The following is a 23,594-nucleotide window of genomic DNA, read 5'->3' as shown; positions in this document are numbered from 1 at the left end:
ATTTGACCCTCGCACTTTTTGACAGAATTTTTTTGTTCTCAGGAGAAGCAGCATGACTATTCGCGTCGCAATCAACGGCTACGGCCGTATCGGCCGCAACATCCTTCGCGCACATTACGAAGGCGGCAAAAAAAATGACATCCAGATCGTCGCCATCAATGACCTCGGCGATGCCAAATCGAACGCTCACCTGACACGCTACGACACCACCCACGGCAAGTTCCCGGGCACCGTCGTCGTCGAAGGCGACACCATGATCGTCAATGGCGACAGCATCCGCGTCTTCGCGCAGCGCAATCCTGCCGAAATTCCATGGGGCGAGCTCAACGTCGACGTCGTGCTCGAATGCACCGGCTTCTTCACCACCAAAGAGAAAGCCTCGGCCCATCTGAAAGGCGGCGCCAAGAAAGTCATCATCTCCGCCCCGGGCGGCAAGGATGTCGACGCCACTATCGTTTTCGGCGTCAACCAGCACGTGCTCAAGGCCACCGATACCGTGATCTCGAACGCCTCGTGCACCACCAACTGCCTGGCCCCGCTGGTCAAGCCATTGAACGACACGATCGGTCTGGTCAACGGCTTGATGACGACTGTGCATGCCTACACCAACGACCAGGTCCTGACCGACGTGATGCATGAAGACCTGCGTCGTGCCCGTTCGGCCACCAGCAGCATGATTCCTGCCAAGACCGGCGCGGCGACTGCGGTCGGCCTGGTGCTGCCGGAACTCAATGGCAAGCTCGATGGCTACGCGATCCGCGTGCCGACGATCAATGTCTCTATCGTCGACCTGTCGTTCATCGCAGCGCGCGACACCACCGTCGACGAAGTCAACGCCATCATGCTGGCCGCTTCCGAAGGCGCGTTGAAAGACATCCTGACGTATCAGACCGAGCCGCTCGTATCGGTCGACTTCAACCACAACCCGGCATCGAGCAACTTCGATTCGACGCTGACCAAAGTGTCGGGCCGGTTGGTCAAAGTATCGTCCTGGTATGACAACGAATGGGGTTTCTCGAACCGCATGCTCGACACGACTGTCGCGCTGATGTCGGCCAAGTAATTCACGTCGCTCCATGCAAAACGCCCCGAGGTTCGGGGCGTTTTTTTATTGGTGCTGGTATGTTTCCCGACCGCCAGCTACGGTAGTGCCTGTGCTCTTCACATCAGTGCAGCCCGCAATGCAAGGTCGGCCTTGCGGGAGACGTCATGGTAGCGGCGCAAGGTTACCGGGTGATGACGTTGGCTTGTTTAAGATGGCTTGCTATGCTTGACCGGTTGCGCGTCTTCCGGAAAAGCAGCGCGCACGATGCGTTCGACCTGGTCGATGACCGCCTCGGGCAAGTGGGCAAATTGCTTGCGCTTGGTCGCTGACAGCACGCCGTCATTGCCGTGGATCATGCGGATCAGTTTGCTGATGTCCGAGCGGGGCAAATCAAAGGTGGCATCCAGTTCTGAAAATGCCGCATCGTAGCCGCGCAGGTAGCGCAGCTCGTTGGGGATTTCGGTCAGGATCGTGGCCTGAATCATTTCTTGCAGGAACGCGACTTCGCGGTCAGCTTCGAAGTACCGGTAGGGCCGTGCGCCGGGACTGCTGTCGATCAGCGGCGCCTGGTCGGTGCGACGATAGCGCCAAAGTCGCGTGACCGGTTTTGAAAAGCCGGACAGCACGTCCAGATAAGCCAGCTCATCTTTTGCGATGCTCGCCGAGACAGGCAGCACCAGGCTGTCGGGTAACAATCCGGAGCGTTGCAGTACATGGTGGATCATGAAGCGGTGCAGTCGTCCGTTGCCATCCATGAACGGGTGCATATACACAAAGCCGAAGGCCGCGCAGGCTGTTTTGATCGAGAGGTCGATGCCGCTGCGCTGGTCGTTGACGAATGTCGTCCAGCCGCGCATGAGCTTGCCGAGATCGTCTGGCGGAGGCGGTAAAAAAGTCATTCTTCCGGCGCTGTCTTCGAGCCAGTTCTGCTTCGTCCGATACGACGGCTCCTTGCCATAGCTGTCTTTGATGACCGCATTTTGCAGCATCACCAGCCAGTCTTCGGTGACGCGCTCCTGCTCTCCGGCGCGTGACAGCAATGCGACGAAACGTTCTTCCCTGTTCGCATCAGGTATCTCGCGCTCGATCGAAAAACTGCTGCGTGTTTCGGACAGATAGAGAAAGCGTACCGCTCGCGCGTACAGCGCGGCACTATCGTCGCCGGACATCAGGGCAGGAAGTTGTCGTAACAGGGTGAGCATCTCGTCGGCGTGAGCGAGGGTTGATCGCTTCACTACCGGGCAGAAATCCGGATTGCCCAGTGCATTGTTGTTGACGCGAAATGCCGGTGCTTTGATCGGGTTGGCGGCGACCGCATAGATCTCCGGCGGGAACAGATCCACATAGCGGCCGGTGGTAATGCAGCCCGCATCGAGGGTCGCACCGTGCATCCATTCCCACAAAAAACAGGCGCGACGTATCGGCTCGCTGTTCGGGTTTGCCCTGATGCGCGCAATGAGCAGCGATGGCGCCATTTTTTCGAATGCGGCATCGATCACTTCCAGGTTGACGCCTTCATGACGCAGCGCAAATTCAAGCTGACCCAATGGCGTATCCGTCACCACCACACCGTCAGGAAAAAGAATCGTGTCGGCAGTGTCCTGGCGTTTGTTGATGGCGCTCGACGTCGACGCTGTTTGCGTCAATGGCCGGACCTGCAGATCCAGCAAGTCAATCAACCGGGCATAGCCAATTTTTTTCATGGTGGAGTTTCTCGGGGGTAGTTCGACTGGCTATTTCATCGGGATTTGTTCAGTGTCATCGAAATATATTCAAAAAAACAGAGATATGAAGGAAATCATCGAAATTTGTTCATTTAAAATGAGCTGCCAAACCGATCACAGGACGTCTGGCGAGACGGCTTTCGTTGGCAAGCGTTTCCCACAGGTCACCTTGTTGCACGATAATGACGCCTTGAGCGCATCGCGCTGGCTTTTCCAGATTTCACAATGACACCGATTCAAACCGTCTTCCGCCATGGATGATTTCGACGACGACCGCGCCGGCGCCACGCTGCAAGCGATTCCCTGGACACCGTTGGAAACCATCGCCGATGTCGAGCTCTGGATCGATAACCTCAACCGCGACCTGCATGCGGTGATTCGCAAGCAGACCGTCAACAGTCCCGGTGTGTGTTTTGATCTGTCCGAAGGCGGCGAAATTTTTTTACATACGAATGGCGATGGCGATGTGCTGCTGGATGTGACCGAAGAAGCCGAATGGGTCGCGCCATTGATTTCAGCAGCGACGCAAGTGGCTGCGCCGGTGGCGTCGCTGTGGCTCTTGCCTGGACATGTGCTGACGCAGCTGGTGCTGGGGCTGAGCCCACTGGTCGGTGCGACCAGGCTGGTACTGCAGCATGAGTACCGTAGCAAGAAGAACAAGTGGCGCTGACCTTAGGTCACAACTTCTCCGGCAACCCCTGAAACGCCTTGCGCTCGCTATACCGGTCAGTCAGATAATCCGACCGGTCGCGCACCAGCAGCGTGAATTTGACCAGCTCTTCCATCACGTCGGCCAGCCGGTCGTAATACGCCGACGGCTTCATGCGACCGGCCTCGTCGAATTCTTCATACGCCTTGGCCACCGATGACTGGTTCGGGATCGTCACCATGCGCATCCAGCGCCCCAGCACCCGCAGTGCATTGACCGCATTGAATGATTGCGAGCCGCCGCTGACTTGCATCACTGCCAGCGTGCGGCCCTGGGTCGGGCGCAACGCCCCGAGCTCCAGCGGCAGCCAGTCGATCTGCGACTTGAAGATGCCGGTCAGCGTGCCATGCCGTTCCGGGCTGCACCAGACCTGGCCTTCCGACCATTGCGACAGCGCACGTAATTCCTGCACCTTCGGATGATCCGGCGCGACGCTGTCGACCATCGGCAAACCGTGCGGATCAAAGACCCGTGTCTCGGCCCCGAAATGCTGCAGCAGGCGCTCCGCTTCCAGCGTCAGCAGCTTGCTGTACGAGCGTTCGCGCAACGAGCCGTACAGCAGCAGGATGCGGGGCGCATGGGTCGCGCGGGTGGCTGGCTCGAGCCGGTCCAGCGCCGGCAAAGCCAGGTGCGCAGCACTGATGTTGGGCAGGTCCGACGTCATGACCGGACCGGCTTGCCGCTGGCATCGACGACGGCTTCGCCATCTTCCTTGCTGAAGGCGGCACGCTGCGCATCCGGCAGGATCTCGAGCACCAGTTCGGATGGCCGGCACAGGCGCACGCCGCGCGGCGTGACGACGAACGGCCGGTTGATCAGGATCGGATGGGCCAGCATCGCGACGAGCAAGGCGTCGTCGGTGACAGCCGGATCATCGAGACCGAGTTCGGCATACGGCGTGCCTTTTTCACGGATGGCCTGGCGCACGGTCAGGCCGGCAGCGCCAATCATGCCGGCGAGCACGTCGCGTGCCGGCGGGTCGGTCAGGTAGGCGATCACGGTGGGTTCAACGCCGCTATTGCGGATCAGCGCCAGCGTGTTGCGCGAGGTACCGCAGTCGGGATTGTGATAGATGGTGATGCTCACGGGCACTCCTTGGAAGCAATGGAAGTCGGGTTGCAGGGGCTGCAGGCGGTGCCGCCGCAGCAGTTGTCGGTCAGATAGGCGAGCAGGTCGTTCATCGTGCCGAATTGCGCGGCATAAATGATGGAGCGGCCATCCTGCGTGCCGGTGACCATGCCGGCATGGCTCAATTCTTTCAGGTGGAACGAGAGTGAGGAGGGCGGGATGGCCAATTGTCCGGCGATCCGGCTGGCGGCCAGTCCGGCAGGACCGGCCTGCACCAGTAGGCGAAAGACCGCCAGACGGGAATCGTGGGCGAGGGCGGCAAGGGCAGTGACGGCAGTTTTGGTTTCCATGTTTCGATAATAGTCGAATTAACCCAGCTGTGGCGAAAACAGACAGTTGGGGCGGCAACCGTAAGTCGCTTGCGGAGCGTCAATCAGTCGTCAAAAATCTACCGACATACTCGCCAATCGACTTTCGATTTACCGGACTAACAATGATGCTCGCGATAAAAAAAATGCTGAACAATCACCGCGGTGTGCTGATTTTCCTGGCGGGCATGGTGTTCCTCCGTAGCGCGATTGCCGACTGGTATTCGGTGCCATCCGGATCCATGTACCCGACGGTGATGATCGGTGATCGCATCATCGCCGACCGGATTGCCTACGACCTGAAAGTCCCGTTCACCGATATCGTCATCGCGCATATTGCCGACCCGAGGCGCGGCGACATCGTGACGTTTTCGTCGCCCGACGATGGCACGCGACTGGTCAAGCGGCTGATCGGCTTACCGGGCGATACCGTCGAAATGCGCGATGACGTGCTCTACCTCAATGGCGTGCAGGCCTCGTATGTCACGGCAACCGGCGCGGTTGCCACCCGCATCACGCCCGATTACCAGGGCAGCCAGGTCGTGCTGGATGAACGGATACTCGGCAGCCAGCGCAACATCATGCTGATGCCCGAACGGGCCGGCGCGCTACGCAGCTTCGGTCCGATGCAGGTGCCGACCGGCCACTACCTGATGCTCGGCGACAGCCGCGATAACAGCCATGATTCACGCTATCTCGGCTTCATCAAGCGCGCGGCGATCACCGGACGGGTCGGGCGCGTCGCGTTCTCACTGGATGCCGAACGACATTTCATTCCACGCTTCGAGCGTTTCGGTGCCTCGCTGATGCAATCCGGGGCGTCGTGAACTGACGCAGCTCAGGTCTTGTCCTCGCCGAATACGCTGGTCCAGAGCTGCCGCACGGCCAGTGCTTCGGCGGTGAGGCGTTCCGGAGCGACCAGCGCCTGCTCTTCGCCTTGCAAGCGGGCATGGTGCTGCAGCTTGCGATAAGTCCGGTAGGCATTGGCGGCGGCGTCGGCCAGTGCGGCATCGATCAGGCCCAGTTCGCCGGCCAGTTTCAGCAGCGCGATATTGCCGATGTCATCGGTCAGCTGCGGCGATGCCGAGGCATGCAGCAGGATCAGGTACTGGACAATGAATTCGATGTCTATCATGCCGCCGCGATCCTGCTTGAGGTCGAACTGGCGCTCGCGGGCAGGATGGGCGCGGTTCATTTTGTCGCGCATGGACCGGACTTCCTGTTGCAGCGGGCCGGCATCGCGTGGCTGGCGCAGCACGTCAAGCCGCAGTAATTCGAAGCGCTGGCCGATGTCGACATCGCCGGCGCAAAAGCGTGCGCGTGTCAGTGCCTGGTGCTCCCAGACCCAGGCCGATTTCAGCTGGTATTTTTCGAAGGCCGCGATGGTCGAGACCAGCAGACCGCTGGCACCGTCGGGACGCAGCGCGATGTCGATATCGAACAGGATGCCGGCCGGCGTGTGGCTGGTCATCCAGGTGATGAAGCGCTGTGCCAGCTTCGCGTATTGCGCCGGTGCCTCCGGGTCGTCGTCGTCATACAAAAAAATCACATCCAGATCCGATGAATAGCCCAGCTCCTTGCCGCCCAGCTTGCCATAGGCAATCACCGCAAATTGCGGCACCGCGCGATGGCGCTGCGGCAGCGTGTTCCAGACCGCCTGCACGGTCTGGTCGACCAGGATATCGGCCAGTGTCGACAGGTGATCGGCCAGCCGCTCGACACTGAGGTCACCCTCGATGTCCTGCGCCAGCAGGCGCAGGGTTTGCGCATGATGCATTTCGCGCAGCGTATCGAGCTGGCGTTCGGTGTCGCCCGGCGTGGCGGCCAGCTGGCGCTGCAATTCGAGGCGGAAAGCCGGCCAGTCCGGCGCGGCGCGCAGCGTGCGATCGTCGAGCAATTCATCGAGCAGGATCGGATGGCGGGTCAGGTATTTGGCGGCCCAGTCGCTGGTACTCATCATGCGGATCACGCGCTGCAAGGCGCGCGGATACTCGGTCAGCAGCGCCAGATAGGCGGCGCGCCTGGCCACGGTTTCCATGAAATCGAGCAGCCGGTGCAGTGTGATCAATTGCGTCGCGCCGCAGTCGGCCAGCAGCGGCAGCGCGGCATTGACCAGCGCCAGCAGCCGATTGCGGCTGTTTTCGGGCAGCGCTTGCAGGCGCGCGGATTGCCAGGTCGTCAGCAGGCGGCGCGCGGCTTCGTGGGCTTCGCTAAACCCCAGCGTGACCAGATGTTCTTCGATCGCGTCGAGCGGATCGACGGCGGCCAGCGCCGCATGGATGTCGGGATGCACGGCGTGCTTGCTGTCGGCCTGCGCCTCCTTGTCGGCAAACATCGCATCGAACTGGCTTGATACGCGCTGTCGCTGCAGGGCCAGTTCGGCCAGCAGACCGGCGGTATCGGCAAAGCCCATCATGCGCGCGACGGTCAGACGGTCGGTATCGCCGGCGGGCAGGGTGTGGGTCTGGGCGTCATCGAGGTATTGCAGGCGATGTTCGAGGTTGCGCAAAAAAGTATAGGCATCCAGCAACTGATCGACCACGTCCGGTTCCAGCAATTGCTTGTCGGCCAGCGCGCGCAGGATCGCACGGGTAGGCCGCGCCCGCAGGTCGGCATCACGGCCACCGCGGATCAGCTGGAACACTTGCGCCAGAAACTCGATTTCGCGGATGCCGCCGCGACCCAGCTTGACGTTGTTGCTGCGCTCCGGATGCAATGCCTCGACCCGCGTGACTTCGGCGCGGATCTGCGCATGCATGTTGCGCAGTGCATCGATCGAGCCGAAGTCGAGGTAGCGCCGGTAGACGAACGGCAGCACGATCCGTTCGAGCGCTTCGATATCGGCCGGTGCACCGCACACCGCGCGCGCCTTGATCCACGCGTAGCGCTCCCATTCGCGGCCCTGCACAATCAGGTACTCTTCGACCATGTTGATGCTGGCCACCAGCGGGCCGGCATTGCCGTTGGGCCGCAGCGCCATGTCCACCCGGAAAGTAAATCCATCCTGGGTGATTTCGGACAGGTCGCCGATCAGCCGCCGGCCCAGGCGGATAAAGAATTCGTGGTTCGACAGGCTGCGTTGCTGTGGCGATGCTATTTGCGACTCGCCGTCTTCGGGATACACAAAGATCAGGTCGATGTCTGACGAAACATTGAGTTCGCCGCCACCCAGCTTGCCCATGCCCAGCACGATCAGCGCTTGCGGCAAGCCGCTCTCTTCGCCGGTGGGTACGCCGTGCAGCGCCTGCAGTTCGGCGGTCAGTGCCGCGACATGGGTTTGCAGCGCGAACTCCGCAAAAGCGGTCATCGTGTCGACCACTTGCGGCAAGTCTCCGCCACTGGCGAGGTCACGCGAGATCAGCGTCGCCAGCAGCAGATTGCGCAGGCGGCGCATGGCGCGCGGCAGAGGCAAACCGGCGGCGATTTCTTTTTGTAATAAGCGCGCAAACAGGGATGGGCTCAGGGATAATCCGGCAAGATCGGCAAGCTGGCCGGCGCGGGCCGGATCAGCTGCCAGCCAGCGCGCAAGAAAGCGGGAGCCGGAAGCGTCATTTGCCGCCGAACCGGTAACGCTGGTGCTGGTCAAACTGGAATTGGTCATGGTGTAGAGAAATTTTCAGGAAGGGTGCGACGACTTGTGATTCACGACGGACATTTTATTCATTCTATGCGAAGCCGCTCGCCGGGCATGCGCGGTCCAGTCCGTTGATGCTCCTCGATTCAGCGCCGGCGTCCCCGGTCGACCGACGCCTTGTCACCCGCTGGCGCGCCTTCTGGCCCGCCTGCCAGCGCGGCTATCGTTACCTCAATATCGCCACCTACCACACGCTCGGTGCGTTGCTCAAGCTGCTGTTGGGGCTGTACCTGTTGCTCTGCCTGATCTTCCTGCTGCTGCGCTTCCTGGTTTTACCCAACATTGACCAATACAAGCCCGAGGTCGAACAATTGGCTAGCCGGGCGCTCGGCCAGCCGGTCAGCATTGGCACCATCGGAGCCACGTGGCGCGGCCTGTATCCGGACCTGACGCTGGCCAATGTCGTGATCCACGACCGGCGCGGCGAGGCGGCACTGACCCTGCCCAAAGTCGAAGCAACGCTGTCATGGTGGAGTCTGGCCGTGGCCGACCTGCGGTTGCGCCGGCTGGCACTCGACCAGCCCGACATCGATATCGTGCGCGATCCGCAGGGCCGCTTCCTGGTCGCCGGCATCGCCATCGACAGCGGCAAGCCGGGCGACAGTGCCGCGGCCGACTGGATTCTGGCGCAAAACGAAATCGTCATCCGCGCCGGCCGGATTCACTGGATCGATCAGCAACGCGGCGCACCGGAACTGATCCTGCAGCAGGTCGACTTCACGTTGCGCAACAGCTGGCACGATCATCAGGTCGCGTTCAAGGCGGTGCCGCCAGCCACGCTGGCCGCGCCGCTGGATGTGCGCGCCACTTTCAGCCATCCGCACTTTGGTAACGCCGTTTCCGATGCGCGTCAGTGGCGCGGCGAACTGTATGCCGATTTGCGCGAGGCCGACCTGGCCGCCTGGAAAACCTGGGTCGATTTTCCGGTTGATGTGCAAAGCGCGCGCGGATCGGTGCGGGCCTGGCTCAATATCGACCGGGCCCGCGTCGTCAACCTGACCGCCGATCTGGATGTCGCCGGGATTGCCACCCGTTTGCGCCCGGATCTCCAGCCGCTCAACCTCAAGCGTGCCAGCGGTCGCATTGCGGTGCGCGAAGCACTCAATGCGAGAACGGCTATCGGTATTCCGACTTTCGGCGTGCACGGACACACTATTGCACTGACGGATTTTTCGATGGAGACCGAGGATGGCCTGCAACTGCCGCTGACCACGATTACCGAAACCTACACCGCTGCGACAGCCTCCGCGCCGGAAAAATTCCAGATCGAGGCCCGCTTGCTCGACCTTGCCACACTGGCCAGTCTGGTCGAACGCCTGCCGCTGCCGGCCGCGCAACAGCAGATGCTGGCCGACTTCGCACCGCGCGGTCAGTTGCAGGATTTCCAGGCCAGCTGGCAAGGCGCGTATCCGGCCATCTCGACCTACAGCGTGAAGGGCAAGTTCGCCGGCCTGAGCCTGAGCGCCCAGCCGGCCCGGGCTGCGCAGCCACGTTCGGCCGGCAGTCCGGCGCTCGCTGCGGTACCCGCGATTCCGGGTTTCGATAACCTGAGCGGGTCCATCGACGCCTCCGAGCGGCGCGGCACGCTCAATCTGGATGCAAAACAATTCACGGTGCGCCTGCCCGGATACCTGCCCGATCCTGTGGTGCCGTTCGAGCAGCTGACGATGCAATCGCGCTGGGCATTCCAGAGCAATGACCAGTTACTGTTGCAGGTCGATCAGCTCGACGTCGTGCAGGACGGCTTGCGGGTCAAGGCCAGCGGCAATCATCTGATCTCGTTGCTGGCTGATGATGCGGCACCGGGCACGATCGACATGACCGCCAATATCGCTTCGCTCGACATCAACCGGGTGGCCCGCTACCTGCCGCTGCAGACCCCGGGGCCGCTGCGGACCTGGCTGACCGGCGCGCTGCAGCAGGGTCAGGCCAGGGATGTCGTGGTCCGGCTCAAGGGCGACCTGGCCGAATTTCCGTTCGCTGCCAACCGGCCCTCCGACAAGCCCAAAGGCATCTTCACCGTCAGCGCCAAAATCGATAACGGCGCCATGCTGTACGACCCCGGTTTCTTCGGTCCCGACGGCAAGGCGCCGCTGTGGCCCTTACTCGAAAAAATCCACGGTACGCTCAGCATCGACCGGACCCGGCTGGACATTCGCGCCGACAGTGCGTCGACGCAAGAGGTCGCACTGGCCAAGGTCAGGGCGGTGGTACCTGACTTGCTATCGCCGGACCCGCAACTCGAGATCGATGGCGAAGCCAATGGCAAATTGCAGGACATGGTGCGTTACGTCAATGCCAGTCCGGTACTCGAGTGGATAGGGCACTTTACCGACGACACCAAAGCCGCCGGTCAGGCCAGACTGGCGCTCAAGCTGCGCTTGCCGCTGGACCACATGATCGATGCCAAGGTCACCGGCACGCTGCAATTTCTCAATAATGACGTGACCTTGCAAAATGCCATACCGCTGCTGGGCCAGACCACCGGCAAGCTCGAATTCAATGAAAAAGGCTTCACGCTCAATGGCGTCAAGGCCGGCTTTCTTGGCGCGCCAACCAGCATCACCGGCGGTTCCCAGCCGGATGGCAACATCATCGTCAAGGCCGATGGCAGCGTCACGGCAGACGGCTTGCGCAGAAACTATCCCGATGCAGCGCTGCAGCGCCTGCTGCAAAAGATCTCCGGCACCAGCCGCTACAGCGCCACCATCAGCGTCAAAAAACAGTTGGCGGAAGTCATCGTCGAATCCAGTCTGCAGGGAATCGCCCTCGACTTGCCGGCACCGCTGCGCAAGAGCGCGGCTGACAGCTTGCCGTTGCGTTTCGAGATGACCGATTTGCCGTCCGACGGCACGCCCAAGTTGCGCGAAACCATCAAGCTATCGATCGGCAGCGCCGTCTCTGCGCGCTATCTGCGCACCCGGGCAGTAGAAAAACATGCCGCCTGGCGCGTGGTGCAGGGCGGTATCGGTGTCAATTCGCCACCGCCCGAACCGGACGAGGGCCTGCATCTTAATGTCAGCCTGCGCACGCTCAACATCGACGACTGGCGGGCGCTGGTGTCGTCGGTGAGCACGACCGAAAAACCACGTGAGGTCGCGGTGATGCCGGTTGCTGCGGATGACATCGATCTGGCCCAGTTCATCGAACCTGACGTGATGGCCGCCCGTGCGACCGAACTGATCATCTCCGGCAAGAAGCTCGACAACGTGGTGGTCGGCATGTCGCGGCTGAAAAACGTCTGGCAAGCCAATATCGATTCCGGCCAGGCATCCGGCTATCTGACCTGGGTCGAAGCGCCCTCCGGACGCGGTCTCGGCAAGGTCACGGCACGCTTGTCGATGTTGAGCATTCCGCAGTCGGCGGCAACCCAGGTCACCGACCTGCTGGAAGACAAGGACACTGCCACGCAAATGCCGGCACTCGATATCATCGCCGAGAATTTCCAGCTGGTCGGCAAGCCGTTTGGCCGGGTCGAATTGCTGGCCAACAATGTGCCCGGCACCACCGGCAGCGAATGGCGCATCAGCAAGCTGTCGATTGCCAATCCGGACGGCGCGCTCACGGCCAGCGGCAAGTTCACCAGCGTTGCCGGCAACAGCAACAGCCATCTGGTCTACTCCCTCGAAATCGCCGATGCCGGGAAATTGCTGGCCCGGTTCGGGTTCGACAACGTTTTGCGCGGTGGAAAAGGCAAGATGGAAGGCGACCTGACCTGGGATGGTGTCCCTTTTTCGCTCGACATTCCGAGTTTGAGCGGCCAGATCCAGCTTGACCTGGCCGCCGGACAATTCCTGAAGGTCGACCCGGGTGCGGCCAAACTGCTTGGTGTACTCAGCCTGCAATCGCTGCCGCGCCGGCTGACGCTGGATTTTCGCGACGTGTTTTCGGAAGGCTTTGCCTTCGACGGTATCAATGCCAATGCCGCCATCGCGCATGGCGTCGCCAGTACCAGCAATTTCAAGATGCGCAGCGTGAACGCGACGGTGCTGCTTGACGGTACGGTAAATTTTGCTGCCGAGACGCAAAACCTGCATGTCGCCGTCCTGCCGGAAATCAATGTTGGTGCGGCGTCGGTGGTCTACGCGCTGGCGGTGAACCCGGTAATAGGCGTAGGCTCCTTCCTGGCGCAACTGTTCCTGCGCGACCCGCTGATGCGCGCGTTCACCTTCGAGTACGCGATCACCGGTCCCTGGAAAGATCCGCTGGTGACCAAGCTCGATCGCAAGACCGGTGCGCCGGTTGAGCCGGCACCCGCATCAGACAAGCCCGCCCGAAAAGGATAAGCCATGAACAATCAATCGCCACAGAGCGCGCCTTTCCCGATTGCCGCAATCCAGATGGTCTCGACGGCATCGGTCGCACAAAACCTGAAAGCCGCCGCGCGACTGGTGGCAGACGCCGCCGCACGCGGCGCGCAGCTGGTACTGTTGCCTGAGTACTGGCCGGTGATGGGCATGCACGAGACCGACAAGATCGCGCTGGCCGAAGTCGTCGATGGCGGTCCGATCCAGCAGGCGATGGCCGGCATGGCGCGCGAACACGGCATCTGGCTGATCGGCGGCACGCTGCCGATGGTGGCAGCCGAGGCCGGCAAGATCCGCAATACCACGCTGGTCTACAACCCGGCCGGCGAACTGGTAGTGCGGTACGACAAGATCCACCTGTTCAGTTTTTCCAGCGGTGCCGAAGCCTACGATGAAGCCCGCACGATCGCGCGCGGTGCCGACGTCACCACCTTCGATGCGCCCTGTGGCCGGGTCGGGCTGTCGGTCTGTTATGACCTGCGCTTTCCGGAGATGTACAGGGCGATGGGCAGCTGTGCACTGATCGTGGTGCCGGCGGCGTTCACCTATACGACCGGCCAGGCCCACTGGGAAATCCTGCTGCGCGCCCGCGCCATCGAAAACCAGTGTTACGTGCTGGCGTCAGGGCAGGGCGGTCGCCATGAAAACGGTCGCCGTACCTGGGGCCACAGCATGCTGATCGATCCCTGGGGCAAGATCTGCGATGTCCTGCCCGAAGGCGAAGGACTTGTATTCGGCCAGGTCGAACCCAGTTATCTTGCAGAGGTGCGCGCCAGTTTGCCGGCACTGCAGCACCGCCGTCTCTGATCCGATCCATTCCCCCGTCATCTGCAAAGTCCCCGCCCCATGAACCTGTTCGTACCGAATTTTTCCAACCTGGCCGTAGCGCGCGACGTGCTGCTGACGCCGTTCGGTCTCGACGAGGGCAAACTGCTCAAGGCCATCGGCACGATGTTCACCCACAAGGTTGATTACGCCGACCTGTATTTCCAGTCGACCAAAAGCGAGAGCTGGAGCCTGGAAGAAGGCATCGTCAAGAGCGGCAGTTTTTCGATCGACCAGGGAGTCGGCGTGCGGGCGGTGTCGGGCGACAAGACCGCCTTTGCGTATTCCGACGAGATCTCCGAAGTCGCCTTGCTGGAAGCCGCTGCCGCGACGCGCACGATTGCGCGCCAGGGCGCCGGCAAGGTCAAGGTCGCCGGCACGCATCAGCCGGCCGGTGGGCGGGATTTGTATCTGCCGCACGATCCGCTGGACTCGCTGGACGCTGCCGGCAAGGTGCGCTTGCTCGAACGGATCGAACGCATGGCGCGCGCGCGCGACCCGCGCATCGTGCAGGTGATGGCCGGCCTGGCTGCCGAATACGATGTCGTGCTGGTGCTGCGCAGTGATGGCGTGCTGGCTGCCGATATCCGGCCGCTGGTGCGGCTCTCGGTCACTGTGATCGCCGAACAGAATGGCCGCCGCGAAACCGGCTCGGCGGGCGGTGGCGGGCGTTTCGGCTATGGCTATTTTACGGATGCGGTACTTGAAAGTTACGCTACCGAAGCGGTCGACGCGGCGCTGGTCAATCTCGACGCCCGGCCGGCACCGGCCGGTCCGATGACGGTTGTGCTAGGTCCCGGCTGGCCCGGCATCCTGCTACATGAAGCGATCGGTCACGGCCTCGAAGGCGATTTCAATCGCAAGGGGTCCAGCACCTTCGCCGGCAGGATAGGCGAGCGGGTCGCCGCCAAAGGCGTCACCGTGGTCGATGACGGCACGATTGCCGACCGGCGCGGTTCGCTCAATATCGACGACGAAGGCAATCCGACCCGGTGCACGACCCTGATCGAGGATGGCATCCTGAAAGGCTATATCCAGGACACGATGAACGCGCGCCTGATGAAGATGCCGGTCACCGGCAATGCCAGACGCGAATCGTTTGCGCACCTGCCGATGCCGCGCATGACCAACACCTACATGCTGGGCGGCGACAAGGATCCGGCCGAAATTCTGGCCTCGGTCAAACACGGTTTGTATGCGGTCAATTTCGGTGGCGGTCAGGTCGACATTACCAACGGCAAGTTCGTGTTCTCGGCCAGCGAGGCGTACATGATCGAAGACGGCAAGGTCACTTATCCGGTTAAGGGCGCGACGCTGATCGGTAACGGACCGGACGTGCTGAACCGGGTCTCGATGGTCGGCAACGACATGCGGCTCGACAGCGGTGTCGGCGTTTGCGGCAAGGATGGGCAGAGCCTGCCGGTCGGGGTCGGGCAGCCGACCTTGCGTATCGATGGGGTGACGGTGGGCGGGACGGCCTAGCGTCGACCGCTGTTCGTAAAATTAACCCGCCACCGCGCTTGCCAAGCCGGATGTTTTACTGCACTATCGTTAAACTAAAAATAGTCATCAACCAAAGCTTGCGACCTCATGCCATCACGCCACTTTTTCTTTTATTTTTACTTTAGCGACTCCAGCCCGAAGGCGGTGGAAATGCGGAAGGTACACGTAAAAGCAAGAACAGCGTAACCAACCAGATTCCTTAAAAACCGCCAGCGATGGCGGTTTTTTTATTTCCGGATTTTCATACGATTTATCTTTCCAGACTGGAGAACACCATGCCCCGCACAGACGATTTGCGCATTCGAGAAATGAAAGAACTGACTCCCCCCTCGCACCTGATCCGCGAGTTCGCCTGCTCCGAGCATGCCGCCACCGTCGCTGCCGATTCGCGCACGGCATTACACCGCATCCTGCATGGCCAGGACGACCGCGTGATGGTCGTCATCGGACCCTGCTCTATCCACGATCCGAAAGCCGCCCTCGAATATGCCCGCCTGCTGGTTGAGGCGCGCAAGAAATTTGCCGGGGAACTCGAAATCGTGATGCGGGTGTATTTCGAAAAACCGCGCACCACGGTCGGCTGGAAAGGCCTGATCAACGATCCGTTCATGGATAACAGTTTCCGCATCAACGATGGCTTGCGGATGGCGCGTGAACTGCTGCTGGAAATCAATGAGCTGGGCCTGCCGGCCGGCACCGAATTCCTCGACGTGATCAGCCCGCAATACATCGCCGACCTGGTCAGCTGGGGTGCCATCGGCGCCCGCACCACCGAATCGCAAATCCATCGCGAACTGGCGTCGGGCTTGTCCTGCCCGGTCGGTTTCAAGAACGGTACCGACGGCAATGTGAAGATTGCCATCGATGCGATCAAGGCCGCATCGAACTCGCATCATTTCCTGTCGGTGACCAAGGGCGGCCATTCGGCGATTGTCTCGACCAATGGCAATGAAGATTGCCACATCATCCTGCGCGGCGGAAAAACCCCGAACTTCGATGCAGCCAGTGTCGACCAGGCCTGCAAGGAAATCGCTGCCAACGGCCTGGCGGCGCGCCTGATGGTCGATGCGTCCCATGCCAACAGCAGCAAGAACCCGGCCAATCAGATCCCGGTTTGTGCCGACATCGCTGCACAGATCGCCGCTGGCGACGAGCGCATCATGGGCCTGATGATCGAGTCGCATCTGGTGGCCGGCCGGCAGGATCTGATCGCCGGCAAGGAACTGGTCTACGGCCAATCGGTGACCGATGGCTGCATCAGCTGGGACGACAGCGTGGGTGTGTTGGAGGGATTGGCCGAGGCGGTGCGCCAGCGTCGCCTGGGCAAGGTCCGCGAAGTTTGACGGGTTGATCAGTAGCGCTTGGTCAGCACCATTTGCTGGCCATCACGCTGCATCACCGTGCGATTGAGGAACGACATGCCGAGCAACGCAAACGGCAAGCCCTGTTCCTGGACCAGGCCGTCAACGCCGTTCAGTTCGAGATCGCCAATCCTGACGGTGTCGAGGCGTACCAGAAACACCGGCACGACGCCGTTGGCCGTGTTCGAGAACATCCGTTGGCCACGCTGGTAATCAATCCCCAGCCGGCGCGCATCCTGCGCCGACATCGACACCATGCTGGCCCCGGTGTCGACCATCATCGGCATCGACAATCCATTGATCATTCCCTGTGCCATGAAATGGCCGCGGCTGTCCGCCTGTAGCGTGATGCTGGGGGCGCCTTGCGACTGGCCGCGGCTGAAATGCGTGCCGATGGCCAGCAGCTGGCGCTTGCCGTGTTCGTCGAGCGTCGCGCTGGTGTCGCTGACGCCGGTCAGGCGCACGCCATCGGCGACCATGCTGCCTACGGCGTAAGTGCGGGGTGCTCTACCATCGATGACGAGGACAGCCTTGCCCGGAAATAGTCCGACCAGGCCGATCGATTCGGCGTGGATGCCGGTGGTGGCAATGCACAACAGCAGTAGCAGCCATCGCTGCATGACGCGCGAGGTGATGCGCAAACTGCTGCGCGCGGGTGCGTCAGGATGGCCGGTGCCGATGATGGCTCAGTCGCGGAAGTTGTTGAATTCGAGCGGCAATTCCGGCACGTCCTTGCGCAGTGCCGCCATCGCCGCTTGCAGATCGTCGCGCTTGGCGCCGGTAATGCGTACTGCATCGCCCTGGATGCTGGCCTGGACTTTCATCTTGCTATCCTTGATCAGGCGGACGATTTTTTTGGCGGCGTCGGTCTCGATGCCGTTCTTGATCTTGATGACTTGCTTGACCTTGTCGCCACCGATTTTTTCGATCTTGCCGAGGTCCAGAAAGCGCAGGTCGACATTGCGCTTGGCCAGTTTGTTATTGAGGACATCGCGCACCTGGCTCAACTGGAAGTCGGCATCGGCATAGGCGGTGAGTTCGAATTCTTTCTGTTCGATGCGGGCGTCGCTGCCCTTGAAGTCGAAGCGGGTGGTGATTTCTTTGTTGGACTGGTCAATGGCGTTCTTGACTTCGACAATATTGGCTTCCGAGACAACGTCGAATGACGGCATGGTGTTTTCCTTGATGGGGTCGATGGTGCAGCGATGCAGAGGATCTGATGGAGAAATGGCGTCAGCCATTTCCCGGGCTGATGGCCATTTTAACGGACAAAAAAACAGGTGGCTATGGTGATGCATGGGTAAACTGCACGCATGCCACCTTCCCTGCTCCCGATGCCGACACTGCTGCCGAATTTTTCGCTGCGCACCCACAATACCTTTGGCATAGATGCGGTCGCCGACCTGTGCCTGCCGGTGCGCGGGGTCGACGATTTGCATGCGCTGCATGCCGCGTTGCTTGCCGATCCGGCGCTGCGGCGTCTGCCGCGACTGGTCCTTGGCGGCGGCAGCAATATCGTCCTGACCGGCGACTTCCATGGCCTGGTGCTGCACAGCTGCAGCCGTGGTATCGACATCGTCGGGCAGGATGCGCAGCGCACGCTGGTGCGCGCCGCCGCCGGCACCGGCTGGCATGCACTGGTGCTGTGGACGCTGGCACGCCAGCTGGGCGGGCTGGAAAATCTCTCGCTGATTCCCGGCACTGTCGGCGCCGCACCGATCCAGAACATCGGCGCCTATGGCGTTGAAGTCGAACGCCACTTCCATGCGTTGACGGCGTTTGATCTCGACAGCGGCAGCGTCTTCACGCTCGACCGTGCCGCTTGCCGGTTCGGTTATCGCGACAGTATTTTTAAACACGGCTGGCGCGATCGCGCCGTCATCCTTGATGTCACCTTCACGTTGCCAAGGCTTTGGGTTGCCGACTTGCGCTATGCCGAACTGGCCACCGCGCTGGCCGGGATCGCCGCGCCCGATATGCAGCAAGTCAGCGATGCCGTCATCGCGATCCGGCAACGCAAGTTGCCGGATCCTGCCGTCATCGGCAACGCCGGCAGTTTTTTCAAGAACCCGCTGGTGTCGCGCGCGACGCGTGATGCGCTGCTGGCGCACCATCCGGCGCTGGTCAGCCACGATCAAGCCGACGGCAGCACCAAGTTGGCAGCCGGCTGGCTGATCGACCAGTGCGGCTGGAAAGGACGCGCGCTCGGTGCTGCCGGCGTGTATCACAAGCAGGCACTGGTGCTGGTCAATCTGGGCGGTGCACGCGGTGCCGACGTGCTGCAACTGGCACTGGCCATCCAGGCCGATGTGCTGCAGCGCTTTGGCGTGCAGCTCGAGCCGGAACCGATATTCGTCTGAGGCCGTCCGGTCTTTGGCGCGATCGTGCTACTGCGGAGTAGAAAAAAATGTTAAGTTGTCTGGCTGTAACCCTGCCGGTTCATGTCGAACCGCATTGGACTTGGAGACCCGACCCCGATGGCCGCATATGCACCGCGTTTTCCTGTGCCGTCGCTGGCAGTTGTCGGGATCGTGTCGACGCTACTGGCGCTGACGCTGACGACAGTCGTCTCGCTATCGAGCATGCGCGAATTCAAGCAGCGGGCGGCCATCGTGGTGCACACCAATGATGTGATCAACCGTATCGACGGGATCAGTGCCCTGATGACCGATGCGCAAAGCGCCGTACGCGGCTACGTCATTTCCGGTGACGAGACTTTCCTGGTTCCGTATCGCGCCGCTATCGATGCGCTGCCGTTGCAATTGACCGAGCTCAATGGACTGATGGCCGGCAAGCCGGCGCCATTGCGCGACCTGGCGACCCTGGCGACTTTGGCGCACGCCTCGCTGGCGATAGGCGCGCGCGTCGTGCAGACCCGGCGCAGTGATGCCGGCGCGGCGATGGACCTGGTCACCAGCGGTGCCGGCGATCAGATCCAGAATCGGATTCGCGCGCAGGCGCAGCGCATGACCGCGGCAGGGCAGACCTTGCTGGCCGAGCGCGAGAGCGCCGCTGCCGACAGCGCCGCCCGCGCCAGCCTGCTGGTGGCGCTGGGTGCACTGACCGGCGCGCTCATCAGCGGCGCGGCATTCCTGTTACTGCGGGTCGAAAACCGCAAGCGCCGCAGCGCCGACATTGCGCTGGCCGAGGCCAACAACGTGCTCATGCAGCGGGCCTGCCAGCTCGAAGCCACCAATAGGGAACTGGAAAGCTTCAGCTATTCGGTGTCACATGATTTGCGTATTCCGTTGCGGGCGGTGTCCGGTTACGCGCGCATGTTCGAAGAGGATTACGGTGACCGGGTCGACAGCGAAGGCCTGCGATTGCTGGCGGTCATCCGCGACAACAGCAAGCGCATGGGCGACCTGATCGATGACTTGCTGGCATTCTCGCGGTTCGGCCGGCAGGCGATGCAGCAGGAGCGGATCGACATGCGGGCGGTGGTCGATACCGCGATCCGGCTGGTGCGGCGTGACGGGGAGGAGGTGCCGGTGCAGATCGAAATCGGTAACCTGCCGCGTGCTGTTGGCGACCCTGCCTTACTGCAGCAGGTCTGGGTTAACCTGCTCTCGAACGCCGTCAAGTACAGCGCGATGCGCGACCAGCCGGTGATCCGGATTAGCGGTATCGATACCCTCACCGGAACCGTCTACAGCATCGCGGACAACGGTGTCGGTTTCGACATGCAATATTACGGCAAGCTGTTTGGCGTATTTCAGCGCCTGCATTCGGCTGACCAGTTTCCCGGCACCGGCGTCGGTCTGGCGATTGCCCAGCGCATCGTGACGCGGCACGGCGGCCGTATCTGGGCCGAGGCCGTGGTGGATCAGGGCGCGACATTTTATTTTGCATTACCAAAGCAGGAGAGCATTCCATGAACACGTTCCAGCAAGTCGACATCCTGCTCGCCGAAGACACGGCCACCGATGCCGAAATGACGATGCGGTCGTTGCGCAAGCGCGGCCTGGCCAACAACCTGATCTGGGTCAAGGATGGCAGCGAGGCGATCGATTTCCTGTTCCATCAGGGTGCCTTTGCCGGTACCGCCAGCGGCAAGCCGAAGCTGGTCCTGCTCGATGTGAAGATGCCGAAAGTCGATGGCATCGAAGTCCTGCGCCGCATCCGCGCCGACCCGGAGCTGCATGCCGTCCCGGTGGTCATGCTGACTTCCTCGGCCGAAGAACGCGATATGGTCGAGAGCTACCGGCTGGGCGCCAACAGCTACATCGTCAAGCCGGTCGATACCTTTGATTTTGACAAGGTCATCAGCGATACGGGCTTTTACTGGATGCTGGTCAACAAGGTGCCGGCATGAGCCGATCCCGATGACCCATCCCCTGAGAATTCTGCTGCTCGAAGATGTCGCTACCGAGGCCGAGCTGATCCTGCGCGCGCTGCGCCGGGCCGGGCTGGTGGTCGAGGCGGTGCGGGTCGAGACCCGGGCCGACTTTGTCGCGCAGCTGGCGCATGGCACGCCGGACGTGATCCTGTCGGATTTTTCGCTGCCCAATTTTGATGGTCTCAGTGCGCTGGCGCTGGCCACTGCATCGCATCCGGCGGTGCCGTTCATCTTCATATCCGGCACGATCGGCGAAGACACCGCGATCGAGGCGCTCAAGCGCGGCGCGATCGACTATCTGCTCAAGACCAATCTGCAGCGGCTGCCGTCGGCGGTGCTGCGTGCCATCGACGAGGCGCGTGGCCGTGCTGCGCGGCTGCATGCCGAATCGCGGTTCAGGGACCTCATCGAATATGCGCCGCACGCGATTGTCGTGTTCGACCAGCGCGGTTGCATCGACATCGTCAATGCGCAGGCCGAAGCGCTGTTCGGTTATCCGCGTAGCGCGATGCTGGGCACCGACGGTACGATGCTGGCGACCGCAGCGTTCCCGCACTGGCATACCGCGCTGCCGGACAGCAAGGCTGCGCCGGGCAGCAGTATCAGCTTCGAAGTGATTGCCCGGCGTGGCGACGGTAGCTGCTTTCCTGCCGAAGTCAGTCTCAGCCCCTTGCAGACCGTCGAAGGTCGTTGCATATCGAGCGTGATACGCGACCTGTCGGAGCGCAAGGCGCAGGAAGAACGGCTGGCGCGGATGACGCGTATCCGGACCATTTTGGGCAGCATCAATTCGGTCATCCTGCGGGTGCACGACAAGCAGATGCTGCTCGACGCTGCCTGCCGCATCGCGCACGAGCAGGGTCGCTTCGCCAGCGCCATTGTCGGTCTGCTCGATCCGGTCACGCTGGCAGTAAAGCCGGTAGCCTGGGCGGGTGTCGACCCGGCGTTTCTCGAGATCCTCGATTTCAGTGCCGATGAGACGTTACTCAATGGCCAGGGGCTGGTTGGCCGGGCGCTGCGCAGCAAACGCGGTGTGGTCAGCAACGATCTGCAACACGACGATCCTGCTGCGCCCATGCGTGACGAATTCCTGCAACGCGGGTATCGCGCCGCCTTCGTGGTGCCGCTGATGATCGGCCAGCAAGCCTTTGGCGTACTGGCCCTGCTGTCCTGCGAGCGTGATGCCTTCAATGAGGAAGAACAGCATCTGCTGGCCGAACTGGCGGCCGATATTTCGTTTTCGCATGCCGTCATCGACAAGGAAGAGCAGATCAACTATCTGGCGTATTTTGATGCGCTCACCGGTCTGCCCAACCGGGCGCTGTTTCTTGACCGCGTTGCGCTGCTGCTGCCGTACGATGCCTCGGTCGCGGCCGAACGTATCGCGCTGGTGCTGATCGACGTCGAGCGCTTTCACCATATCAATGACACTTACGGCCGCGCTGCCGGTGACGAGGTCTTGCGCTTAGTGGCGCAACGTCTGCGTGACCATCTGCCCGATGCCGGTTACCTGGCGCGCATCGGTGCCGATTCGTTTGCCTTTGTCCTCAAGGACTACCGCAGCGAAACCGACGTCGTACACCTGCTCGAAGGCGATCTTGCCAGCGCGCTGGGCGAGCCGCTGCACATGGCCGACAAGTCGATCAGCTTGTCGGTACGCGCCGGTATTGCGCTGTTCCCGAACGATGGCAGCGACAGCGACAGCTTGCTGCGCAATGCCGAAGCGGCGATGAAGGATGCGCGCGCGGCCAAGGTGCGCTACCTGTTCTACACCACCGAAATGAATGCCCGTACCGCTGAAAAACTATCGCTCGAAAATCGCCTGCGCCGCGCGCTGGCCGAGCAGCAGTTCGTGCTGCACTACCAGCCCAAGGTTGATCTGCGCAGCGGTCGCATCGCCGGCATGGAAGCGCTGATCCGCTGGGACGAACCGGGCGTCGGGCTGGTCTCGCCATTCCAGTTCATCCAGGTGCTGGAAGATACCGGCCTGATTGTCGAAGTCGGCATCTGGGTCATCGCCGAAGCACACCGGCAATGCGTGCGCTGGCAGGAGCAAGGGCTGGTGGTACCGCGCATCGCAGTCAATGTTTCGCAACTGCAGATCCGCGAAAAAGACTTTGTCGCCCGCGTGCTGGCCATCCAGGTACTACACCCGTGTCCGCAACTCGAGATCGAAATCACCGAAAGTCTGTTCATGGACGACGCCGGTTCGCATCTCGCGCGCGACAAGCTGGTGGCTTTGCGCGAGGCCGGGATGACGGTCGCCATCGATGACTTCGGCACCGGCTATTCGTCACTCGGTTATCTGGCGCGCCTGCCGATTGATACGCTCAAAATTGATCGCTCGTTCATTAACGCGATGACCACCAGCGCCGAGCACCTGGCTATCGTCACGACCATCATTTCGCTAGCCCATGCGCTGAAATTGCACGTGGTTGCCGAAGGTGTCGAGACGGCGGTGCAACGTGACCAGTTGACGCAGATGGGCTGCGACCAGATGCAGGGGTTTCTGTTCAGTCCGGGCGTGCGGGCCGAGGTGATGGCGGGGATGCTGGAAACAGGGTGAGGGCGGCGTTGCCAAGGGCGGCGTTGCAGCTGACAATGGGGGTCGCTTTCTCTTTTGCCTCGATAGTCATTCGTTGCTGCAGGTTGACGTCGTCATCCGATCCGCGCCTGACCCCGCGTTCCAGAACAATTACCAGGATAACTGC

Annotated in this window: 18 protein-coding genes; 11 read left to right on the top strand and 7 right to left on the bottom strand. The window is 61.6% G+C overall.

The window, feature by feature from the left end; all coding sequences use genetic code 11:
• The first annotated feature begins 52 nt into the window (after positions 1–52).
• Positions 53–1,063: a type I glyceraldehyde-3-phosphate dehydrogenase gene (gene gap / locus RHM62_RS17145; protein WP_322123260.1), complete on the top strand. Its 1,011-nt coding sequence runs from the start codon at positions 53–55 to the stop codon at positions 1,061–1,063.
• 188 nt (positions 1,064–1,251) lie between these two features.
• Here the strand turns inward: gap and RHM62_RS17140 are convergent, their stop codons facing one another.
• On the bottom strand, positions 1,252–2,748 hold the full coding sequence (locus tag RHM62_RS17140; protein WP_322123259.1) for a Fic family protein: 1,497 nt from the start codon (positions 2,746–2,748) through the stop codon (positions 1,252–1,254).
• A 274-nt stretch (positions 2,749–3,022) separates the two neighbouring features.
• Here RHM62_RS17140 and RHM62_RS17135 point away from each other — a divergent pair, with 274 nt between their 5' ends.
• Positions 3,023–3,439, top strand: coding sequence for a hypothetical protein (locus tag RHM62_RS17135; protein WP_322123258.1), 417 nt, complete (start codon positions 3,023–3,025; stop codon positions 3,437–3,439).
• 7 nt (positions 3,440–3,446) lie between these two features.
• Here the strand turns inward: RHM62_RS17135 and arsH are convergent, their stop codons facing one another.
• The 3 genes from arsH to RHM62_RS17120 are packed head-to-tail and all read right to left on the bottom strand — an operon-like array spanning position 3,447 to position 4,896.
• Positions 3,447–4,142, bottom strand: coding sequence for an arsenical resistance protein ArsH (gene arsH, locus RHM62_RS17130; RefSeq protein WP_322123257.1), 696 nt, complete (start codon positions 4,140–4,142; stop codon positions 3,447–3,449).
• Positions 4,139–4,564 (bottom strand): arsenate reductase (glutaredoxin), encoded by a 426-nt coding sequence (arsC, locus tag RHM62_RS17125; protein ID WP_322123256.1) that lies wholly within the window; start codon positions 4,562–4,564, stop codon positions 4,139–4,141. The genes arsH and arsC overlap by 4 nt, the downstream gene beginning before the upstream one ends.
• Positions 4,561–4,896 carry a metalloregulator ArsR/SmtB family transcription factor gene (locus RHM62_RS17120; RefSeq protein ID WP_322123255.1) on the bottom strand — a complete coding sequence of 112 codons (336 nt, stop codon included), beginning with the start codon at positions 4,894–4,896 and terminating at the stop codon, positions 4,561–4,563. The genes arsC and RHM62_RS17120 overlap by 4 nt, the downstream gene beginning before the upstream one ends.
• A gap of 146 nt (positions 4,897–5,042) precedes the next feature.
• Between RHM62_RS17120 and lepB the strand changes: the two genes are divergently transcribed.
• Entirely contained in the window at positions 5,043–5,741 is a 699-nt protein-coding gene (gene lepB, locus RHM62_RS17115) for a signal peptidase I (RefSeq protein WP_416172337.1), read from the top strand.
• 11 nt (positions 5,742–5,752) lie between these two features.
• On the opposite strand, the gene glnE is transcribed toward lepB, so the two are convergent.
• Complete coding sequence (gene glnE, locus RHM62_RS17110; RefSeq protein ID WP_322123253.1) at positions 5,753–8,515, bottom strand: bifunctional [glutamate--ammonia ligase]-adenylyl-L-tyrosine phosphorylase/[glutamate--ammonia-ligase] adenylyltransferase; 2,763 nt, start codon at positions 8,513–8,515, stop codon at positions 5,753–5,755.
• 107 nt (positions 8,516–8,622) lie between these two features.
• Here glnE and RHM62_RS17105 point away from each other — a divergent pair, with 107 nt between their 5' ends.
• From RHM62_RS17105 to aroG, 4 genes are all read left to right on the top strand, one after another.
• Positions 8,623–12,834 carry a YhdP family protein gene (locus RHM62_RS17105; RefSeq protein ID WP_322123252.1) on the top strand — a complete coding sequence of 1,404 codons (4,212 nt, stop codon included), beginning with the start codon at positions 8,623–8,625 and terminating at the stop codon, positions 12,832–12,834.
• A 3-nt stretch (positions 12,835–12,837) separates the two neighbouring features.
• A complete protein-coding gene (locus tag RHM62_RS17100; RefSeq protein ID WP_322123251.1) occupies positions 12,838–13,662 on the top strand; it encodes a carbon-nitrogen hydrolase family protein in 825 nt (274 codons plus the stop codon).
• 39 nt (positions 13,663–13,701) lie between these two features.
• On the top strand, positions 13,702–15,162 hold the full coding sequence (gene tldD, locus RHM62_RS17095) for a metalloprotease TldD (RefSeq protein ID WP_322123250.1): 1,461 nt from the start codon (positions 13,702–13,704) through the stop codon (positions 15,160–15,162).
• Positions 15,163–15,458: 296 nt separating this feature from the next.
• Positions 15,459–16,526, top strand: a complete 1,068-nt coding sequence (aroG, locus tag RHM62_RS17090) for a 3-deoxy-7-phosphoheptulonate synthase AroG (protein WP_322123249.1) — start codon at positions 15,459–15,461, stop codon at positions 16,524–16,526.
• Between the two features lie 8 nt (positions 16,527–16,534).
• On the opposite strand, the gene RHM62_RS17085 is transcribed toward aroG, so the two are convergent.
• Positions 16,535–17,185, bottom strand: a complete 651-nt coding sequence (locus RHM62_RS17085) for a retropepsin-like aspartic protease family protein (protein ID WP_322123248.1) — start codon at positions 17,183–17,185, stop codon at positions 16,535–16,537.
• A 45-nt stretch (positions 17,186–17,230) separates the two neighbouring features.
• Positions 17,231–17,716 carry a YajQ family cyclic di-GMP-binding protein gene (locus RHM62_RS17080; protein WP_009667629.1) on the bottom strand — a complete coding sequence of 162 codons (486 nt, stop codon included), beginning with the start codon at positions 17,714–17,716 and terminating at the stop codon, positions 17,231–17,233.
• Positions 17,717–17,857: 141 nt separating this feature from the next.
• Between RHM62_RS17080 and murB the strand changes: the two genes are divergently transcribed.
• The 4 genes from murB (at position 17,858) to RHM62_RS17060 (ending at position 23,449) form a co-directional block, all read left to right on the top strand.
• A complete protein-coding gene (murB, locus tag RHM62_RS17075; protein ID WP_322123247.1) occupies positions 17,858–18,904 on the top strand; it encodes a UDP-N-acetylmuramate dehydrogenase in 1,047 nt (348 codons plus the stop codon).
• A 117-nt stretch (positions 18,905–19,021) separates the two neighbouring features.
• Positions 19,022–20,422 (top strand): sensor histidine kinase, encoded by a 1,401-nt coding sequence (locus RHM62_RS17070; RefSeq protein WP_322123246.1) that lies wholly within the window; start codon positions 19,022–19,024, stop codon positions 20,420–20,422.
• The gene (locus RHM62_RS17065) at positions 20,419–20,859 is read left to right on the top strand and encodes a response regulator (RefSeq protein WP_322123245.1); all 441 of its coding nucleotides are present in this window, start codon (positions 20,419–20,421) and stop codon (positions 20,857–20,859) included. The genes RHM62_RS17070 and RHM62_RS17065 overlap by 4 nt, the downstream gene beginning before the upstream one ends.
• Before the next feature lie 10 nt (positions 20,860–20,869).
• A complete protein-coding gene (locus RHM62_RS17060; protein ID WP_322123244.1) occupies positions 20,870–23,449 on the top strand; it encodes an EAL domain-containing protein in 2,580 nt (859 codons plus the stop codon).
• The last annotated feature ends 145 nt before the right edge of the window (positions 23,450–23,594 follow it).

This window comes from Actimicrobium sp. CCC2.4, assembly GCF_034347385.1.
In the GTDB taxonomy this organism is placed as follows: domain Bacteria; phylum Pseudomonadota; class Gammaproteobacteria; order Burkholderiales; family Burkholderiaceae_D; genus Actimicrobium.
Note: the sequence above shows the minus strand (reverse complement) of the source record. Positions and strands in the feature narration are given on the sequence as shown.

Coding starts and splice junctions, on each gene's coding strand:
- RHM62_RS17100 (WP_322123251.1), top strand. CDS start 12,838: ATGAACAATCAATCGCCACAGAGCGCGCCTTTCCCGATTGCCGCAATC.
- gap (WP_322123260.1), top strand. CDS start 53: ATGACTATTCGCGTCGCAATCAACGGCTACGGCCGTATCGGCCGCAAC.
- RHM62_RS17070 (WP_322123246.1), top strand. CDS start 19,022: ATGGCCGCATATGCACCGCGTTTTCCTGTGCCGTCGCTGGCAGTTGTC.
- lepB (WP_416172337.1), top strand. CDS start 5,043: ATGCTCGCGATAAAAAAAATGCTGAACAATCACCGCGGTGTGCTGATT.
- arsH (WP_322123257.1), bottom strand. CDS start 4,142: ATGACGTCGGACCTGCCCAACATCAGTGCTGCGCACCTGGCTTTGCCG.
- glnE (WP_322123253.1), bottom strand. CDS start 8,515: ATGACCAATTCCAGTTTGACCAGCACCAGCGTTACCGGTTCGGCGGCA.
- murB (WP_322123247.1), top strand. CDS start 17,858: ATGCCACCTTCCCTGCTCCCGATGCCGACACTGCTGCCGAATTTTTCG.
- RHM62_RS17065 (WP_322123245.1), top strand. CDS start 20,419: ATGAACACGTTCCAGCAAGTCGACATCCTGCTCGCCGAAGACACGGCC.
- RHM62_RS17060 (WP_322123244.1), top strand. CDS start 20,870: ATGACCCATCCCCTGAGAATTCTGCTGCTCGAAGATGTCGCTACCGAG.
- tldD (WP_322123250.1), top strand. CDS start 13,702: ATGAACCTGTTCGTACCGAATTTTTCCAACCTGGCCGTAGCGCGCGAC.
- RHM62_RS17105 (WP_322123252.1), top strand. CDS start 8,623: ATGCTCCTCGATTCAGCGCCGGCGTCCCCGGTCGACCGACGCCTTGTC.
- aroG (WP_322123249.1), top strand. CDS start 15,459: ATGCCCCGCACAGACGATTTGCGCATTCGAGAAATGAAAGAACTGACT.
- RHM62_RS17135 (WP_322123258.1), top strand. CDS start 3,023: ATGGATGATTTCGACGACGACCGCGCCGGCGCCACGCTGCAAGCGATT.
- RHM62_RS17080 (WP_009667629.1), bottom strand. CDS start 17,716: ATGCCGTCATTCGACGTTGTCTCGGAAGCCAATATTGTCGAAGTCAAG.
- RHM62_RS17140 (WP_322123259.1), bottom strand. CDS start 2,748: ATGAAAAAAATTGGCTATGCCCGGTTGATTGACTTGCTGGATCTGCAG.
- RHM62_RS17120 (WP_322123255.1), bottom strand. CDS start 4,896: ATGGAAACCAAAACTGCCGTCACTGCCCTTGCCGCCCTCGCCCACGAT.